The following is an 18,042-nucleotide window of genomic DNA, read 5'->3' as shown; positions in this document are numbered from 1 at the left end:
CCTGGGAGCTACTTTTTCCACCCCTGGAAAAAGACCCTCGCTACAACCTGCCCTGGCACTCAGCTATCCAGCATATAAGCTACTATTTTTTAATCTCGATAAACCTAACGGCTTTCGCTGAGCTTTTTAATAACATCCAACGCCTCACTCTCAGTGACGCCTGACTTAACCGGTGCGCTATCGGCGCGACCGTTAACAATCACGTCAAAGCGCCCATCGCGGCCGGTTAGGCACAGCGCTGCTGACCGTTGGCGGGCGCAGCCTTTGGCGCACCCGGATATATGTACGCTTGTTGCTACCCAGTCACTTAGCCGTTCGGCAAGCGGCTGGGTGGCAACACTCGCCTGTTCGCAATAAGGTGCGCCGGGGCACGCGTCCAGCGCTAACCGCGGGTCGCTATTATGACGGATTAAGCCATCAACCGCGGGTAGTGTATCGCAATCTTTCAACAATAAGCGCCGCCAGGGCGTGACCTGCACAGCGCTGATCTTTACCAAAGAGCCACTTGTCTGAGAGACAGTCTCGCGCAGCGTATTAGCCGCCACCCGGCCAAAAGGCAAACCTACCACCATACCGTTGCTATGTTTGCCCAGCGCCAGCTTCTCGCCAGGGGGTGCAGGGGCAGTATCAGCGGTCGCCCAATCGGGCAGCGGCGCTGTGTGCCGCCGCATGCGCCCAGAGTCCCAGCCACCGCTGTCCACAAACCAGTGGGTCAGGCGTATTAACTGCTCAACGGCGGCTTCGGGCTCGTTCACCGCCGTGCCACACTGATAGCCATCGGCGCGTACTATCAAACCGCCGTCCACCGAGCGCTCAATACGAAAATCGGCGGCGCTATCGCACAGCACCGGGGCTTTTCCCGCATCAATCGCAATGCCGATCTTGCCAGGCATGGGCGCTAATTCGCTGCCCCGCGTTTGCAACAGGTGGGCAATGGTATGAGTGTCGTCGCCCTCTTGCCAAGCAGGTGCCAGCATCAGTTGAGGCTGGCGTTCTGCTTGCGGGTCGTCGTTCACCAACTGATGCTCAACCAGAAACGCCATCAGCGGTGGCCAGCTGGCCTCGTGCACTCCCCGCAGTTGAATATTGGCCCGGCTGGTTAGCTCGATTAAACCACTACCAAAGGTCTCAGCGGCTTCGCACAGTGCCACTACTTGCTGGCGTGAAAGCTGGCCCAGCGGTGGGCGTACACGCACTAGCAGGCCATCGCCGGTGGCCATGGGCCGCCACGCGCCGGGGCACCAGCCCTTAATGCGCGGGCTGGTGGTCATAATGCCCCGTCTCTTTGGCTTCATCCATTTCCAGCAGCAGGTCTTGTAGCGCCTGGCCATGTTCGCCGGGGGCTTGCCACATGCCTCGCTGGGCGGCTTCAAGTAAGCGTTCCGCCATCTCTTCTAAGGCTGCGGGGTTGTGCTCACGCAGGAACTGCTGATTAGCAGCGTCGAGTACCAGGGCATCACTCACCTGGGCGTACTGGTAGTCGGCGACTAGATAGGTGGTGGCATCGTAAGCAAACAGGTAGTCCACCGTAGCCGCCATTTCAAACGCACCTTTATAGCCGTGCTCGCGCATGGCATTGATCCACTTAGGATTCAACACGCGTGAGCGAATCACCCGTGCTAGCTCCTCTTTCAAGGTGCGAATCTTGGGCACCGCGGGATTGGCGTGGTCGGCGTGATAAATGGTCGGTGCTTTTCCACTTAGCGAGCGCGTGGCGTTGGCCATGCCACCCTGAAAAGCGTAATAGCTGTTGGAATCAAGAATATCGTGCTCGCGGTTATCCTGGTTCTGCATCACCGCATCCAGCCCCTGGAGCTGCTGCTCGAACGCCGCCCGCGCAGCAGTGCCGGAGGCCTTGAACTGGCCGTAGGCATAGGCACCTGTATCCAGGTAGGCCTCGGCTAAATCGTCGGCGCTGTCCCAAGAGCGGTTTTCAATCAGCCGGTTTAAGCCCGCACCATATTCGCCGGGCTTGCTGCCAAAGATACGGTAGCTTGCCTCTTGGGCGGCCATCTCGGGGCTTAGCCCTTGGTCTTCCAGTGCTTGCTGGCGAGCAAGCACCGCCTCGCGGATGGTGTTGCTGTTACCCGGCTCTTCATAACGGGCCACCGCTTGCACGGCGGCGTCAAACAGGCGGATCACATTGGGGAAAGCGTCGCGGAAGAACCCAGACACCCGCAGCGTGACATCAACCCTTGGCCGATTGAGCAGCATCGAGGGGATTACTTCAAAATCACTCACCCGCTGGGAGCCCAGCGACCATTTAGGGCGCACGCCCATTAGCGCGAAGGCCTGAGCGATATCATCACCGCCGGTGCGCATGGTGGCGGTGCCCCAAATCGAAAGCCCCAATCGGCGCGGATAGTCGCCGTTATCCTGCAGGTAGCGCTCGACAAACGCCTGGGCGGATTTTTCCCCCAGCGTCCAGGCAGCGGGCGATGGAATTGAACGGTTGTCGACGCTGAAAAAGTTGCGCCCAGTGGGCAGCGTATCCAGCCGCCCTCGGCTGGGCGCGCCACTAGGCCCGGCAGGCACAAAAGTGCCCTCAAGGCCGTCGAGCAGCGACTGAATCTCCATCTTGACGCCACGCTGCATGGCAACCCATAGCTGGTCGCGGGTATAGCGCAGCTGCTCCGCCGTATTGGGGTAATCGTGAGCCAGCTCTTCCAGGCAACCCGGGGCTAATACGTAGTCGGCCACCCAGCGCTCGGCCAGCAGTTCAAGGCGCTCGCGGGTGTCCGCGCCGGTGCGCCAAGGGGTATCGAGTAGCTCCCTTAGAACAACTGGTTTAGGCGCCTGCCAGGGTTCGTTGCCAGCGGCTAACGGATCAAAATCCAATCCTAAATCGCTCGCCAGATTGTGCAGCAACCCACGGCTGGCCACCGCTTCACCACGGGGGAGCCGTAGCAGCGCCACCAATGTCCCCGCTCGCTTCTCTTGCGGCGGCAGCGTGCCGAGTATGTGCAAGCCATGGCGAATCTGCGACTCTTTGATATCGCACAGAAACGTATCCAGCTCGTTGAGGATGTCGGCATCAGCAGTACTGTTTTCACAACCGTCCACGGCGTGCGCCAGCTCCTGGTCGATGCCGGTATCTCGCAGGTGAGCGAGGATTTGGCTGCGAATCAGCGCTTCCCGGCGCGGGTCCATATCCAGCGCTTGGTAATACTCATCACATAGAGCTTCAAGTTCGGCCATGGCTCCATAGAGTTCGGCCCGCGCTAGCGGCGGCATCAGGTGGTCGATAATGACCGCCTGACTGCGGCGCTTGGCTTGGGCACCCTCGCCGGGGTCATTAACAATAAACGGATAAAAGTGCGGCAGCGGCCCCAGGGCAATATCCGGCCAACAGTCAGCGCTCAAGGCGATACTTTTACCCGGCAGCCACTCTAAATTGCCGTGTTTGCCTACGTGGATAACCGCGTCGACTTGATAGTGCTCGCGCAGCCAGTAGTAAAACGCCAGGTAGCTGTGGGGCGGTGCCAGCTCCATATCGTGATAGGACTGGGTGACATCGTCGATAAAGTCGCGTTCCGGCTGAATACCCACAAAGGTTTCACCTAAGCGGATACCGGCGATCATCAAACGTCCTTGGCGGCATTTGGGGTCTTCGTGAGGCGCTCCCCAGCGCGTCCACACAGTTTCTTGCAGCTCGCTGGGCAAAGTTTTAAACCAAGCTAGGTAGTCATCAACGCTAATGCTCTGCCAGCAGGCGCGCTGGTCGAGGCTGCCGTGATCGTTGGTCACCGCGCCCTGAAGCTGGCGGATCAACGCATCACCATTTTCCGGCAGCTCGCTTAACGGATAACCCGCCTCTTTCAGAGCGCTGAGAATTTGCAGCGTCGACGCTGGGGTATCCAGCCCGACCCCGTTACCGATCCGGCCATCGCGATTGGGGTAGTTAGCCATGATCAGCGCGATACGCTTCTGCCCATTGGGGGTTAGCCGTAGCGAACAGATGCGCCGCGCCAGCTCGGCGACAAAGGCGGCCCGTTCTGGATGAATCACGTGGTGGGTCACCGCCAACTGGCAGCGCTGGTTGTAGTGGGCTTCGGCTTTAAACCCCACCGCCCGAGTGATAATGCGACCATCCATCTCGGGGAGCACCACCTGCATCGCCACATCGCGGCTATGCAGTCCAGCGGCCATGTCCTGCCAGTCTTCTGAGGTGCTGCTAGCAAGAATCGCCTGAAGCACCACGGGTCGCCCGACAAACAGGCTGTCGGGTAGCTTTTCACCCAGAGCATCCAGGCCGTCGGCGTTGCGATTGACCGCAAAGCTGGTGGTATTAATCACCAGCATGGCGCCGGTCTGCTCAATCAAGTGATTGATAAAATCAATGCATGGCCCCTCTTTCAAGGAGGCCACGGCAACCGCTAGCGGCTCTAGGCCTTTTTCTCTCAGTGCGGCCAGCAATCCGTCGGGTACAGCGGTATTCGCCCCCTGCAAGTGGCTGCGATAAAACAGCAGCAGGCACACCGGCCGCCCGGGTATCTGACGATCGCGCCACTCGCTAAGGCTGAACGCCTGCTGGTCTTGCGACGCATAAATCACCGCGGCCGGAATAACTTTCGGCTCCTGCCATGCCAGAGAAAGCGATAAACATTCGCTGGCGATAAAGCGCAGCAGTTGCTCGGCGTTCTCTACACCGCCTTCTCTTAAATAGCGCCACACCCGGTAAGCGCCATCAAAGGCGATGGTGGAGTCTTCTAACAGGGCATCATCCGGTGCGTCGCAACCCGGTACCAAAATCAGCTGGCGTTCGGGTTTGGCTGCCGCCCAGGCGAGCAGGCGCTCATGACCATACTGCCAGTAGGCTTTACCACCCAGCAGTGAAACGATGACCAGTTGGGCGTTTTCCAGCACCCGATCTTCGTAGAGATCATAGGCCGCCGGTTTTACCAAATTCATCCAGTTGGCTAGCCGTACCGAGGGGTACGCTTCCCCCAGGCGGTCAACCGCCTGGGCCAGCGCCGACAGATTGCTGTCGGCGGCGGAGAGTATCACGACCTCGGCGGGGCTCTGTTGCAGGTCGATAATGCCTTCATCATCGACAAAGCCCCCGGGCTTGGCGGCAAATAAGTGCATTAGCTGGCCGTCTGAACCTCTGCCTCAGTTAGCGCTTCACGCAGCGCGGCGCTATCCAGCGATTTGCCAATAATGACCAGTTGGGTCTGGCGCGTCTCGTCTTGGCTCCAAAGCCGGTCGAAGTAACCTTCCAAGCGCTCGCCCACTGCTTGAATCACTCGGCGCATGGGTTTGCCCGGAATCGCCGCAAAGCCTTTGGCACGGTAGATCTCGTGGCTTTTCAGCAGTTGCTGCAGCTTGCTGGCCAGGGCGTCGCCATCCACTTCACCCAGGGTAATCACGCAGGAATCAAAGTTATCGTGGGCGTGGTCGTGGTGCGCGCCTTCAGCGTGGTGCTTATCGTGATGATTGGTGATGCTGTCAATATGCTCTTCGCTGGCCGCACCAATGCCCATCAGTGCTTCCAACTGGGCGGTGTCGGTGGTCTGGGTCTGATCGATAAACAGCGTTTTCACTGACTTACTCACCCGGGACTGAATCACCGCTTCAACCTGCGTGCGCTCTTCAGGGCTAAGCAGGTCCGCCTTGCTGACCAGCACCAAATCCGCCGCGCTTAGCTGGTCATCCAGTAGCTCGCGCAGGCTGGGGTCGTGATCCAGGCTTTCATCAGCGCGACGCTGGGCTTCAACCTTATCCACATCGCTGGCATAACGACCGGCGGCTACCGCAGGGCCATCAATCACGGTAATAATCGCATCGACGGTGCAGTGCTGACGCACGTCGGGCCAGTTAAACGCCTGCACCAGCGGCTTGGGCAGTGCCAGGCCGCTGGTTTCGATCAGAATGTGGTCGATATCATTGCGGCGGGCAACCAGCTTTTTCATCACCGGCAGGAACTCTTCTTCCACCGTGCAGCAGATACAGCCATTGGCCAGCTCATAGATGCTGCCATCTTCCCCGTCTAGCTGCCCGCCTTCGCTACCCTCTTCACACCCCAGCGCACAGCTGCGCAAGAGGCTGGAATCAATATCCTGCTCGCCGAACTCATTAACAATCACGGCGATCCGCTTGCCGGTCACTTGGCGCAAAATATTGGCCAGCAGCGTGGTTTTGCCGCTGCCGAGAAAACCGGTGACGACTGTGGCGGGAATCTTATTCAATTGCATGGGTAAATGCCTCGCTGTGCTGCAGTTCGCAGTGCGCCGGGCTGGCGGAAAAAAGCCTCGCCACAGCGTCAGGGTTGTTGGGGAAAAACAGATGTAAGTAGGTCGCCGTTAAGCGCTTTTGACGGTAAATCGCTTCCCCCGGTGCGGGGTGGCGCTGGCGACGACCGTGAGCAATCGGCTCAGGGGTGCCTTCGGCTATAGAGCGGTGGTGCGCATGGCCGCGAACCGGGCCTTCCGGCAGCTCGGCGGTTTGCATCCCCTGGCAGCCACGCCGACCGCGCATCGCCCCCTGCCCAGGCAGCAAGCCGAGCATGGGATGGAGGATATCGTCGTAGTCGGTCAGGGTTTCCAGGCAGTACAGCAGGCCGCCACACTCAGCAAGAATGGGCTTGTCGGCGCTATAGAAAGCCTCAATGGCCGAACGCATGGCGCTGTTACCTGCCAGTTGCTGGGCATGAAGTTCCGGGTAGCCTCCCGGCAGCCACAGCGCATCGCATTCCGACAAGCGGCTATCCGTCAGCGGCGAGAAAAAGCGCAGCGTTGCGCCCATCTGCTCTAGCAGGTCGAGATTGGCCTGGTAGATAAAGCTAAAGGCGGCGTCGCGGGCTACGCCAATGGTGCGGCCTTCAAGTACCGGCTTCACGGTGGCAAGCTGCTCTTGCGGAGCGGCAAAGGTCACCGGTGGCAGTGCTGCAAGCGCTTCCAGCAGCCCTGCCGCCTCCAGCGCTCGGGCGCCCGCTTCAAAGCGTGCCTCTAAATCCTCGCGAATCTCCGCAGCTTGCACCAGCCCAAGATGGCGCTCGGGGAGCGCTAAATCAGGGTCTCGTGGCACAGCGGCCAGCAGGGGAATCGTCGCTGGCAGCGCTGATTCGATTAGCTCACGATGGCGCTGCGAGCCGCAGGCGTTGGCGACTAATCCAGCGATATAGATATCATCCCGAAAGTTGGCCAGCCCCGAAACTAGCGCCGCGGCGGTCTGCGCCATACCTTTTACATCCATGACAATTGCCATGGGAATGGCGAACAAAGCCGCCAAGTCAGCACTAGAAGGCTCGCCATCAAACAGCCCCATGGCACCTTCGACCAGAATCAAATCCGCTTCACAGGCGGCGTCATAAAAACGCTGGCGGCAGTAGGCTTCGCCTGCCATCCATAAATCTAACTGATCTACCGGTTGACCTGACGCCTGAGACAATATCTGCGGATCCAAATAATCAGGGCCGGTTTTAAACACCCGCACCACCTTGCCCTGATTACGCAGCAGCCGCGCCAAGCCCGCCGTGACGGTAGTTTTACCCTGGCCAGAAGCCGGGGCAGCTATAAACAGCGCGGGGCAGCGAGCGGTTGGCGTACTCATTAGTATTCGATCCCCGCCTGGGCTTTGACGCCGCCGCGAAACGCATGGCGCTCATCCTGAACAACGCTGATGGTATCGGCGATTTCCTGCAGCGGCGTGGCCATAGTACGCCCGGTAATAATCACGTTCTGGTGCGCCGGACGGCGTTTGAGTGCTTCCACTACTGGTTCGGGGTCGAGATAGCCGTACTTGAACATGTAGCTCATCTCATCCAGCACGATCATATGATAGGCAGGGTTCTCCAGCAGCCCTTTGGCGACCGCCCAGGCGGCTTGGGCGGCTTCGATATCCCGCTCGCGGTTCTGGGTTTCCCAGGTAAAGCCATGGCCCATGATGTGCCAATCAAGCTTGGGATGATCGCGAAAGAACAGATATTCGCCGGTTTCGCGGCGGCCTTTGATAAACTGAATGACCGCGCACTGCTGACCGTGCCCTAGTGAGCGCGCCATAGTGCCAAAGGCCGAGCTGCTTTTGCCCTTGCCGTTGCCTTTAAGCAGAATCAGCACGCCACGCTCTTCGGTGGCACGGCTAATACGCTCATCGACCACGTCTTTTTTGCGCTGCATGCGGTTTAGATGGCTAGCGTCACTCATGGGCTTTCCCCAGGTTGATGTGCAACAACAGAATGTGCGAAAACAGGATGTGCCAAAGAGGGTTTACCAAACGAGGCTGGCCAATAACGGGCGCCTAATTGCTGGGCGATGCGTACGCCCTGCCCGCGCTTAACTCTCGATTGCTCGGTATCGATCAGCAGGCAATCACCTAGCGGGGCGAGGTCGTCAACAGATTCCCGTGTGCGGCCATCGGTAATCAAATAAGTACGTACCTGTAAGCCAGGCTCGCGGCGCTGCCACTGTTGAATTAGCCGTTTGGCTTCAACAATCGCTTCCCGCAGTGGGGTGCCACCGCCGCCCTTGGCACTATCAAGCGTGCCCCGCGCGTTTTTGGGCGCTCGACGACGTGACAGTAGCGACACCACGCCACCATTACCAAACCCCAGCACCGCGACCTGCTCCCGCGCAGCGTAAGCTTGGGTAACCAGTGACTCCACCAGCCCTTTGGCTTGGCCTAACAGACGCTGCCCCAAGGTGGAGCCAGAGGTATCTAGTAGTACCAGGTGCGCTATCGCCTGCCCTGCGCGAGATTTGCGCATTTTCAATTGCTGCCAAGGCCATTGGCCACGATTGGCGATTAGCGTCGCGAACCCGTCTAGCCGCGGAGTTTCCGCCTGAGAGCGCCCGCGACCGGAGACACCTCCCTTGCCTGTGCTAGCCGCTGTATCAGCGCGTTGCGCACGCGGGGAAAAGCTATCGCTTTCGGGCAGGTTAACCGCTGGCTGGTGAATAGACGCCTGCGCCATGGGCGGCATAGCGCCCCACTGACCCTGCTCACCATTTTGGCGGGATAATCCGCCGGTGGCCGCGTTATTAGCTGACGACGAACCGCCCTCCCCATTTGAAGGCGTTTGATTAGGCGGGGAGGACGGCGGATGTTGCTCTGGCGGCTGGGTTCGACGATGTGCCAGTACCCAGGGCTCAACGGTGTCGATATCTTGCTGTTCAACGCTCGCCACGCCACGCCAGGCGGCATGAGCCTGGGCGGCTCGGTGCCAGGTAACGTCTGCCCGCAGCCCTTCAACGCCTGCGGCTTCGCAGCGTGCCGCAATGGTCTCGTACACCCAGTCTTCGCTAGTCACTGACGCTAGTGCCTGTTGGGCATGGTCAAGCTGCTGAGTCAGCGCTGCCTGCTCTACCGCAAACTGTTGTATGTAAGCCTCTGGGTCGCAGTCAAAGGCTTCGCGCTGCTGAACAATAGCAATGCGCTGTTTAACACTGACGCGGTCAGCCTGTTCAATACAGAGCCCAAAACGGTCGAGCAGCTGCGGGCGCAGCTCGCCCTCATCAGGGTTCATGGTGCCAATCAAACTAAAACGCGCCGAGTGTGAGTGGCTGATTCCATCACGCTCAACGATATTGACCCCGCTGGCGGCCACGTCGAGCAGCAGGTCAACCAGAATATCCGGCAGCAGATTAACTTCATCGACATACATCACCCCACCGTCGGCTTTGGCGAGGAGCCCTTCATGAAAAGTGGCTTGCTGCTCGGCTAGCACCTTTTGTAAATCTAGACTTCCCACGAGCCGGTCTTCACTGGCACCCAGCGGTAAGGTGACAAAGGGTGGCTTTTTGCCATTGGTGTCGTTCGGCAAAACCGCCGCCAGCGCCCGCGCCAGGGTGGATTTCGCACTGCCCCGAGGACCGCTGATCAGGACACCACCAATGCGCGGATTAATCGCATTCAGCAGCAAGGCGGTTTTCAGCGCTTCCTGGCCGACAACACCTACAAAGGGAAAGTCACTCAACCGAACCTCCCATGCAGAGCATGCCTGAAGCTTGAACTTGATTCATGATGACTTGGTAAGTAATGATAAAACCATTCATAAGGAAGCGATGAAATAAAGTGTCGCAGTATAGAGGAAGGCGCGGCTTCGAAGCCAGCTTAGTGCCCAGCATAGCCTAGAAGACAGTCCCTATTAGCACACGGTAAGACAGGCCTAATGTCGACACTAGGCCAAATTGAAATGACATTTAAGAATACACAGCCACAGAGGCTTTGTTTTGTCTTATCGTAATGAAAAAAATGGGTTTAATGTCAAATTTAGCCGAAAGATCGGGCTTTTTGTTGTTCTACCTCTACCCGCCACCTAGAATAACCGCCGTCGGTGTTCCTCACGGAACTTAATAGAGAATCCGCTGCGGCTTAGCCGCGAAACGGAACTGCCCCCGCAACTGTAGGCGGTTAGCGATGCTCAATGAGCCACTGGACGTATTGTCTGGGAAGGCGAGCTAGCCATGACCCGCCAGTCAGGAGACCTGCCGACCATGTTAATTAATCGAGCGAGACAGTTCGGCCAGATATTTTCTGGCTGTATGCATCGCTCATCATGCACGGGAGTGTACATGATGTTGAGATTGACCACGGCGGTAGCTGCCAGTGTTGTAAGCCTTGGCCAAGCGGCTTACGCCGCTACCGATTATCCCCTCACACTCACCAACTGCGGCGTAGAGATAAGTGTAGAGTCGCCCCCCGAGCAAACAGTAACGGTGGGTCAATCGGCCACAGAGATCCTTTACTCATTAGGGCTCGCTGATAGCGTAGTTGGCACCTCAGTCTGGTTTAATCCGGTCTTGCCGCAATTTACTGAGGTCAATGACCAGATCGAGCGGATCGCCAACGACGATCCCAGCTTCGAAGCGGTGGTCAACAAACGCCCTGACTTAGTTGCAGTGCAGTACGAGTGGCACGTGGGGCCTACCGGGAGCGTGGCCAGCCGAGACCAGTTTCATGAACTAGGTATCGCTACCTACATCATGCCCGCCGATTGCGATACCAAGGATAACTCTACCGGCGGCGATGGTACCCGCACCGCCGCCTTCTCGACGCAATCAATCTATAAAGGGATCACCGAGCTAGCCGAAATTTACGATGTTCAAGACGCTGGTGAATCCCTGGTGACAGACCTAAACGCCCGTGAAGAACACGCTATCAACCTAGCAAGCAGCCTTGATTTGCCGGAAGACCTGTCGGCAGTCTTTTGGTTTTCATCAACGGATCTGGGGGTGAGCCCTTTCGTTGCCGGCCAACTGGGCGCACCGGGCTATATGATGGACAAACTGGGCATTCGCAATGTCATCGAGTCTGATGAAGAGTGGCCCACCGTTGGCTGGGAAAGCATCGCCCAGGCTGACCCCGATGTGATTGTTATCGCCGCCATGGATCGTCGCCGTTTTCCTGCTGACGACATCGAAGCAAAGCGTGAGTTTCTGCACAACGACCCGGTTACCCGCGAAATGACGGCGGTTCGAAATAACCGCATCGTTGAGATGGATGCCCATGCGATGAGTGCCACTATGCGCAGCATTTACGGCCTTGAGTCACTCGCCGAAGCGCTGTCGACGATGTCTTTCAACTGAGATGGCTTTTAACACATGAGCATAGCGCTAACACGGCCGACCGCTAGACGCTTCGGGCTGCGCTGGCTTTGGGTAACGCCTCTTGTGCTGGTGGCCGCACTCATCGCGGGCACCGCCATCGGCGAGACATCAATTCCCATTGATACGATTCTCAAAGTACTCGCCAACCAGCTACTTGGCAGCGATTACCCAGTTGACCGAATCGACGAGGGTATTATCTGGAACTACCGCCTCAGCCGCGCCGTCGTTGCCGCTTGCTGTGGCACCAGCTTGGCGCTGGCGGGAGTGGTACTGCAGGCCCTGCTGCGTAATCCCCTAGCCGACCCCTATTTAATGGGCATTTCTGCTGGAGCCTCTACGGGTGCCGTTGCGGTGGCAGTTGCTGGGTTAGGCGCCGGCATGCTGTCACTCTCCTTGGGTGCCTTCGTTGGCGCCCTGCTTGCCTTTGGCATCGTAGTAATGCTTGCCCACGCGGCCAACAGCGGTGTCGGCGGTGGGCGTGGCGTTCAGGCAGCAGGGGCAATTATTCTGGCCGGGATTGCTGGCTCGCAGCTATTTAATGCACTGACGGCTTTTATCATTACCAAGTCAGCCAGTGCTGAGCAGGCGCGGGGCATTATGTTTTGGCTGATGGGCAACCTCTCCGGGGTGCGCTGGGCTGATGCTACCTTAGCGGTGCCTGCCGCGCTGTTCGGGCTAGTGGTTTGCCTATGGCACCGCCGTTCCCTGGATGCGTTTACCTTCGGGGCCGACAGCGCCGCGTCGATGGGCATTGCAGTGCGCCCGGTGCGCGGCATGCTGATTATCGCAATGGCACTGGTCACTGCGGTAATGGTTTCCATCGTAGGAGCGATTGGCTTTGTTGGCTTAGTGATTCCCCATGCGATGCGCTTTATTGTCGGCAGCCAACACACGCGCTTGATACCCGCCACCGCGCTTGCTGGCGCGGTATTTTTAATCGGTTCAGACATTCTTTCGCGCACACTGATATCTGGTCAGGTGCTTCCCATCGGGGTGATTACATCACTGATTGGCGCGCCCGCTTTTGCGCTTATTCTTGTCCGTGGCAAGAGGCATTAATGCAATTATCCGCAGAACAACTCACCTGGGCGGTACATGGCACGCCACTGGTCATTGACGTTACCCTGACTGTCGAGCCTGGCCAGACCTTTGGCCTGGTGGGCCCCAACGGCTCGGGAAAAACGTCCCTGCTGCGTCTGCTGGCCGGTTTGAACAAACCAAAATCAGGACAAGTGCGGATTAATAACCAGCCTTTGCACGCCCTCACGCAACGCTCTATCGCTCAATCTATTGCCTTAGTTGAGCAGCAGGCTGACACCACCGATAGGATTACCGTGCGCCAAGTGGTCGCGCTGGGTCGCACGCCGTTTCTTTCCGCCTTACGCGCCTGGTCAATTGAAGATGACGCCATCGTGGCTAAAGCGCTGATAGATGTTGATATGGCGCATATGGCAGATCGGCTTTGGCATACGCTCTCTGGCGGTGAGCGCCAACGCGTGCATATTGCTCGGGCATTGGCCCAACAGCCTAATATCCTGCTGCTGGATGAACCCACCAACCATCTGGATATTCGCCACCAGCTGTCGATTCTTGAACTGGTCAGGCAACTGCCGATTACGGTGATTATTTCCCTGCACGATCTTAACCAAGCCATGGAGTGCGACCGCATCGGCGTTATGGATAGCGGCCGCCTAATCGATAGTGGCCCACCCCACGACGTGCTCACCGCCAGTAGGTTACAACAGACCTTTGGTGTGCATGCCCACGTGATCGATGACCCTGTCGATGGCAAACAGGTCATGCGTTTTCGCAATGCTGTTTAGAAACGTTGGCAAGGGATAAATGACATGGGGTAGATGACATGGATAAATGACATTAGGTAAAAGCCAAGTAAAAGGTGGCGAGGCCTAAGGGTATAGTGAGGCGTTTTCTTGGTTAAGATATTGGGGCCTAAATGAGTACTGACCATCCACCAAATGCGCATCTTGCTAAATGGGAAAATGCTAGAAACCCTGTGGTGTCGATGTTTAAAGAGTACCCTGCGGGCCATCACATCCCTCCCCATCAACATCAGCGTGGACAGTTAATCTATGCCAGCACAGGTACGATGAGACTATGCACCCGCGATGAATACTGGTTATTACCTCCGTTTCGTGGCGTCTGGATGCCTCCTTACGTAGAACATGAAATGAGCGCCAGCACGCCGGTATCTTTGCGGACATTATATGTCAATGTCGAATCGTTCACCTTGAACTTGCCCTGTCATCCAGTAGGAATAGGCGTCACTGCCCTTTTACGCGAACTACTGATCAGGGCCTCCTCTTTTTCAATCACCTATCATCCAGACAGCTTCGAAGAGCGCTTATTGCGGCTAGCATTAGAAGAAATGAAGCAGGCCTTCGAGTGTGGATTAAAGCTGCCCATGGGCAGAGATAAGCGTTTGAAAAAGATCTGCGATACGTTGCTGGAAAATCCGGGGGATGTGCGCTCACTGGCAGATTGGGCGAATGAGGTCGGAGCAACGACGCGGACACTATCCCGACTATTTCGCACTGAGACAGGTATTTCTTTTATTCAATGGCGAGAGCAGGTACGCATTGTAAGTGCTATGTCGGGGTTAAGCACCGGGCAACGCGTTAGCCAAGTTGCAGAGCATCTAGGATATGCTTCACAAGGGGCGTTTACCGTGATGTTCAAACGTGTCACGGGGAAATCTCCCCGAGAGTATTTAAACGATCTGTCTTGTTCTCAAACAAAGTTGTCTCGCATGGAAGAATAGAATCCGCGTGAGATTGATATTGTTTCTCTACTTCTTGAAATAATCGGTAGAGGAATATGAAACGTTCACTAACGTCACTCACTGACCACTATTACGTTCTGATAATCGCGTCTACATTCCTGCAAGGGTCTTCTTTTGTCAGCACTAAGCTCGTTATGGAGCAGATGTCGCCTTTATGGGCAGCGTCTGCTCGCTTCCTGGTCGCAGCGGTATCTTTGTCGCCTTTTGTTTTTATCCAAATGCGCAGGCATAAACTATCTCTTAAAGAGCTTCCTTGGGTAAAACTGCTAATAATTGGTAGTTTTCAAACAGCCGGCGTCATGTCGCTACTCAACATTGGACTAACGGCGACCAGCTCTTCAATAGCGGCCATTCTTATGGCTAGTAACCCTTTACTGGTGGTTGTCTTGGCATGGTTTATTTTAGGCGAGCGCTCCTCGACGTTTGCCTTATTCGGCTTAGCCTCTGCATTTATTGGAGTGGTTATTTGTATTGGGATCGACGTTGACGGCTACCACGGAGTCGGGCGTGGGGAAGTATTGGTGATGCTAGCATCTACCTGCTGGGCCTGCTCTACCGTGTTAAGTAAGAAATTTGCCATGACGCCCTCACCTTGGATAGTCACTTTCTGGCAGATGTTGATTGGCTCCCTGCTGCTTGTGGTGATAGCGGCATGCAGCAAACAACCTTTTTCCCTGCCGACGGATGCTTACCACTGGGGAATGTTTATGTGGCTGGCAATTCCCGCATCGACTGGAGCTATCGGGCTTTGGTTTGCGGCGTTAAAGATTGGCGGCTCCGTACATACAAGCGGCTTCTTGTTTCTGTGCCCACTATTTGCCGCCCTGGTTGCATTTATATTGATCGGACAACACCCGGCATGGCATGAAGTGATTGGCGGTGTTTTGGTGGGCACAGGCCTGTTTTTGATGTCCCGCCAGCGTCAACCAAACGAGCGGCAGCAAAAACCAGAAACCCTACTTGATGCCCGCTAACGTAGCAGCGAGCGCTAACTGTTGAGCTAGCTAAGCTAGTCATCACTCCTTTATGGGCACAAATACCGGTGCCCCTTCAACCTCGACCACCGCCAGCCGCTGCTGGTAAAGGCGTTCTAATGCACTGGGCACTAGCATGCTGTCTCGCGCTCCCCAGCAAGCCTCGCCACTGGGGTAAAGCAGCAAAAGGTAGTCACACCAGCGGGCGGCTAGATTTAAATCGTGCAGGCACATCATCACCGCGCTGCCCTGGGCTGCCTGCTGGGCCATCAGCGCCATCACTGCGCTTTGGTGGTGTAGGTCAAGGTGGTTGGTGGGCTCGTCAGCCAGCCAGATGCTGGGGGCCTGAGTCAGTACCGTGGCCATCGCCACGCGCTGGCGCTCACCGCCAGAAAGCGTACTCACCAAACGGTCGCGCAGGTGCGCAACGTCTAACCGTTCAAGCGCTGCCTCGGCTTGGGCGTAGTCGGAGGCGCCCTCCATTTGCCATGGCGATAGGTAGGGGTGGCGGCCAATAAGTGCGGTTTCCAGCACGGTCGCGGGAAAGCCATCCAAGCGTTCCTGGAAGACAATTCCCAACATTTGCGCAACTTGCCGCCTGCTCAGCGTCTCAAGGGGCTGTTCCCCCAGCAGCACTTGCCCGGAGCGCGGCGCGTTCAGCCCTGCCAAGGTGTGCAGCAGCGTCGTTTTACCTGCTCCGTTGGGGCCAAGCACGCCCCATATCTGCCCTGGTTCGATGGCAATATTCAGCGCCGTGCCATCGTCTCTTCCCGGTACGTTGATGATCAGGTCTTGGGTAACCAAACGGCTCATCAGCGGCTCCGGTAAAGCAGAAAGAGGAAAGTCGGCACACCTAATAGCGCAGTAATCACTCCCACTGGCAGTTGTTCTGGAGCAATCATTGTGCGCGCCAGTGTATCGGCCAGCACCAGTAAGGTGCCCCCAGCCAGAGCACAGGCCGGTAAGATTAACCGCTGATCATTACCCAGCAATAGGCGCAGCATATGCGGCACTACCAAGCCGACAAAGCCAATGCTACCCGCCGTAGTAACAGCCGCGGCGGTTAGCAGACTGGCGACGATATAAATGCACCACTCAAGTGGCCGGACGGCAACGCCCAGCGCAGCAGCTTGCTGTGGGCCACGGGCCAGCACATTTAAGCTGCGTCCAAGAGGCATCAGTACCACGCAGGTAGCCAGTAACAGCAGCAGCGGCGGCCAAGGAGCACGCGCGTAGGAAAGATCGCCCATTAGCCAATACAGCATGCCCGGCAGCCGCTCGGCGGGGCTCAATGCTAACATCAAGGTGATCACTGCGCCCCAGCCTGCCGCAACCACTACGCCGGTTAACAGTAACCGCGAAGGGGTCCAACTACCGCTGCCGTGGGCCAAGCCGAAGACTAATAACGTCGAAAATAGCGCACCGCCAAATGCCGAACCTGAAATTGCCAATCCACCAAGACCACCTAGCATGGCAGCAAGTGCACCAATTGAGGCACCGCCGGAAAGCCCGAGTACATAAGGGTCTGCAAGAGGATTACGCAGCAGCACTTGCATCAGAGCACCCGCTACCGCCAACAATCCACCAACAGCAAAAGCCGAAAGCGCCCTTGGCAAGCGCAGCTCCAGCACCATGGTACGCGCAAGCGCATTGCCCTCGTCCTGGCCGATATAACCAAGATGACCGAGAACCACTTGCCAAATTTGCCCAGGGGAAAGCTGCGCACTACCAATACCAAGGGCGATAATCAGAGAAGCCAGTGCCACCAGCAGCAACAGGCCAAGCGGGAAGCCCAGTCGTGCTAACATTTAATCGCGCTCGCGTCTTTGTCGGGCGATATCAAGCTTCTCGCAGAGAATTTGGCTACCTTCCATCAAGCGTGGAGTAGGCCGCTGAATTAAAGAAGGCGGGACGAAAAAGAGATTATCATCGGCAATCGCCGTTACGTTTGAGTACTGCTCCCAGTGGGTCAGCCAATGGCGATTCTCTTCACCCATGCCTCCAGCAACAATCGCTTCAGGGTTCGCCGCCAGGACAGCCTCATCATCGATACGTGGCACCAGACGCGCCTGCTCACCAAACACATTTTCACCGCCACAGATCTCGATCACTTGGCCGATAAGATGTGCGTCATTGACACTCATTAACGGCTCATCCCACACTTGATAGAAGGTACGCACCGGCTCCCGGTCACGATATTGAGCGGCCAGCTCAGCCATCCTCGACCGGAAATTATCAGCGACCGCCTGACCGGCTGTTTCAGAGCCTGCCAGCTTCGCCAAACGCTCAATTGCGCTGGCCACTCCCTCAAAATTCCTAGGCTCAATATAGAACACCGGCATACCCAGCGCTTCAAGGGTTTCCAGCTGTTCAGCGGGGTTTCCGGTCACCCAACCGATCACTAAATCAGGTGCCAGCCCTACCAGGGCTTCTAAATCAATGCGCGTGTGGCTGCCAACAGACGCGACGTCTTTGGCCTCTGGTGGATAATCACTGTAACTAACCACCGCCACCACCTGATCCCCGGCGCCCGCAGCGTAGGTTAGCTCCGTCGCCCCTGGCGAAAGCGTAGCAATACGTTGAGCTGGCGTGTATAGACACACTTCACGCTCACGATCATCCACCGCGCAGCGGCTGTGGTCATCTGCCAATACGGCGCTTGCAACCACACCACTGAGCATCGATAAGCTTAGTATCAATCGACTTAACAACAGTGCGGGGC

General features: G+C 57.1%; 14 protein-coding genes and 1 riboswitch. Of the genes, 5 read left to right on the top strand and 9 right to left on the bottom strand.

From position 1 onward, the window contains the following. Nucleotides 1–104: 104 nt before the first annotated feature. Genes NDQ72_08140 through NDQ72_08115 form a run of 6 tightly spaced genes read right to left on the bottom strand, consistent with a single transcriptional unit; the run spans nt 105 to nt 9,913 of the window. On the bottom strand, nt 105–1,271 hold the full coding sequence (locus NDQ72_08140) for a cobalamin biosynthesis protein CobG (GenBank protein WKD29899.1): 1,167 nt from the start codon (nt 1,269–1,271) through the stop codon (nt 105–107). Next, nucleotides 1,249–5,088 (bottom strand): cobaltochelatase subunit CobN, encoded by a 3,840-nt coding sequence (gene cobN / locus NDQ72_08135; GenBank protein WKD29898.1) that lies wholly within the window; start codon nt 5,086–5,088, stop codon nt 1,249–1,251. The genes NDQ72_08140 and cobN overlap by 23 nt, the downstream gene beginning before the upstream one ends. Beyond that, nucleotides 5,088–6,194: a cobalamin biosynthesis protein CobW gene (gene cobW / locus NDQ72_08130; GenBank protein WKD29897.1), complete on the bottom strand. Its 1,107-nt coding sequence runs from the start codon at nt 6,192–6,194 to the stop codon at nt 5,088–5,090. The genes cobN and cobW overlap by 1 nt, the downstream gene beginning before the upstream one ends. Continuing rightward, the gene (locus tag NDQ72_08125; protein WKD29896.1) at nt 6,181–7,551 is read right to left on the bottom strand and encodes a cobyrinate a,c-diamide synthase; all 1,371 of its coding nucleotides are present in this window, start codon (nt 7,549–7,551) and stop codon (nt 6,181–6,183) included. The genes cobW and NDQ72_08125 overlap by 14 nt, the downstream gene beginning before the upstream one ends. After that, a complete protein-coding gene (cobO, locus tag NDQ72_08120) occupies nt 7,551–8,144 on the bottom strand; it encodes a cob(I)yrinic acid a,c-diamide adenosyltransferase (GenBank protein ID WKD29895.1) in 594 nt (197 codons plus the stop codon). The genes NDQ72_08125 and cobO overlap by 1 nt, the downstream gene beginning before the upstream one ends. Next, a complete protein-coding gene (locus NDQ72_08115; GenBank protein ID WKD29894.1) occupies nt 8,141–9,913 on the bottom strand; it encodes an AAA family ATPase in 1,773 nt (590 codons plus the stop codon). Before NDQ72_08115 ends, cobO begins: the two co-directional genes overlap by 4 nt. Before the next feature lie 341 nt (nt 9,914–10,254). Then, nucleotides 10,255–10,447: riboswitch (cobalamin riboswitch) on the top strand. A gap of 64 nt (nt 10,448–10,511) precedes the next feature. On the opposite strand from NDQ72_08115, the gene NDQ72_08110 reads away from it, so the two are divergent. The 5 genes from NDQ72_08110 to NDQ72_08090 all read left to right on the top strand — a co-directional run bounded on the left by NDQ72_08110 (nt 10,512) and on the right by NDQ72_08090 (nt 15,320). After that, nucleotides 10,512–11,525, top strand: a complete 1,014-nt coding sequence (locus NDQ72_08110) for an ABC transporter substrate-binding protein (protein ID WKD29893.1) — start codon at nt 10,512–10,514, stop codon at nt 11,523–11,525. 15 nt (nt 11,526–11,540) lie between these two features. Further along, nucleotides 11,541–12,605, top strand: coding sequence for an iron ABC transporter permease (locus NDQ72_08105; protein ID WKD29892.1), 1,065 nt, complete (start codon nt 11,541–11,543; stop codon nt 12,603–12,605). Beyond that, nucleotides 12,605–13,369, top strand: a complete 765-nt coding sequence (locus NDQ72_08100) for an ABC transporter ATP-binding protein (GenBank protein ID WKD29891.1) — start codon at nt 12,605–12,607, stop codon at nt 13,367–13,369. The genes NDQ72_08105 and NDQ72_08100 overlap by 1 nt, the downstream gene beginning before the upstream one ends. Nucleotides 13,370–13,500: 131 nt before the next feature. After that, on the top strand, nt 13,501–14,325 hold the full coding sequence (locus NDQ72_08095) for a helix-turn-helix transcriptional regulator (GenBank protein WKD29890.1): 825 nt from the start codon (nt 13,501–13,503) through the stop codon (nt 14,323–14,325). Between the two features lie 56 nt (nt 14,326–14,381). Continuing rightward, complete coding sequence (locus tag NDQ72_08090) at nt 14,382–15,320, top strand: DMT family transporter (GenBank protein WKD29889.1); 939 nt, start codon at nt 14,382–14,384, stop codon at nt 15,318–15,320. Nucleotides 15,321–15,362: 42 nt separating this feature from the next. Here NDQ72_08090 and NDQ72_08085 read toward each other — a convergent pair whose 3' ends face one another. The 3 genes from NDQ72_08085 to NDQ72_08075 are packed head-to-tail and all read right to left on the bottom strand — an operon-like array spanning nt 15,363 to nt 18,001. After that, nucleotides 15,363–16,133, bottom strand: a complete 771-nt coding sequence (locus tag NDQ72_08085) for an ABC transporter ATP-binding protein (protein WKD29888.1) — start codon at nt 16,131–16,133, stop codon at nt 15,363–15,365. Next, nucleotides 16,133–17,128, bottom strand: coding sequence for an iron ABC transporter permease (locus tag NDQ72_08080; GenBank protein WKD29887.1), 996 nt, complete (start codon nt 17,126–17,128; stop codon nt 16,133–16,135). Before NDQ72_08080 ends, NDQ72_08085 begins: the two co-directional genes overlap by 1 nt. Continuing rightward, nucleotides 17,129–18,001, bottom strand: a complete 873-nt coding sequence (locus NDQ72_08075) for a cobalamin-binding protein (GenBank protein WKD30362.1) — start codon at nt 17,999–18,001, stop codon at nt 17,129–17,131. Between the last annotated feature and the right edge of the window lie 41 nt (nt 18,002–18,042).

The sequence above is a fragment of the Halomonas sp. KG2 genome (assembly GCA_030440445.1).
In the GTDB taxonomy this organism is placed as follows: domain Bacteria; phylum Pseudomonadota; class Gammaproteobacteria; order Pseudomonadales; family Halomonadaceae; genus Vreelandella.
Note: the sequence above shows the minus strand (reverse complement) of the source record. Positions and strands in the feature narration are given on the sequence as shown.

What these genes read in the sequence shown, in the direction of transcription:
- NDQ72_08140 (WKD29899.1), bottom strand. Translation starts at nt 1,271, where the DNA reads ATGACCACCAGCCCGCGCATTAAGGGCTGGTGCCCCGGCGCGTGGCGG.
- cobN (WKD29898.1), bottom strand. Translation starts at nt 5,088, where the DNA reads ATGCACTTATTTGCCGCCAAGCCCGGGGGCTTTGTCGATGATGAAGGC.
- cobW (WKD29897.1), bottom strand. Translation starts at nt 6,194, where the DNA reads ATGCAATTGAATAAGATTCCCGCCACAGTCGTCACCGGTTTTCTCGGC.
- NDQ72_08125 (WKD29896.1), bottom strand. Translation starts at nt 7,551, where the DNA reads ATGAGTACGCCAACCGCTCGCTGCCCCGCGCTGTTTATAGCTGCCCCG.
- cobO (WKD29895.1), bottom strand. Translation starts at nt 8,144, where the DNA reads ATGAGTGACGCTAGCCATCTAAACCGCATGCAGCGCAAAAAAGACGTG.
- NDQ72_08110 (WKD29893.1), top strand. Translation starts at nt 10,512, where the DNA reads ATGATGTTGAGATTGACCACGGCGGTAGCTGCCAGTGTTGTAAGCCTT.
- NDQ72_08105 (WKD29892.1), top strand. Translation starts at nt 11,541, where the DNA reads ATGAGCATAGCGCTAACACGGCCGACCGCTAGACGCTTCGGGCTGCGC.
- NDQ72_08100 (WKD29891.1), top strand. Translation starts at nt 12,605, where the DNA reads ATGCAATTATCCGCAGAACAACTCACCTGGGCGGTACATGGCACGCCA.
- NDQ72_08095 (WKD29890.1), top strand. Translation starts at nt 13,501, where the DNA reads ATGAGTACTGACCATCCACCAAATGCGCATCTTGCTAAATGGGAAAAT.
- NDQ72_08090 (WKD29889.1), top strand. Translation starts at nt 14,382, where the DNA reads ATGAAACGTTCACTAACGTCACTCACTGACCACTATTACGTTCTGATA.
- NDQ72_08085 (WKD29888.1), bottom strand. Translation starts at nt 16,133, where the DNA reads ATGAGCCGTTTGGTTACCCAAGACCTGATCATCAACGTACCGGGAAGA.
- NDQ72_08080 (WKD29887.1), bottom strand. Translation starts at nt 17,128, where the DNA reads ATGTTAGCACGACTGGGCTTCCCGCTTGGCCTGTTGCTGCTGGTGGCA.
- NDQ72_08075 (WKD30362.1), bottom strand. Translation starts at nt 18,001, where the DNA reads ATGCTCAGTGGTGTGGTTGCAAGCGCCGTATTGGCAGATGACCACAGC.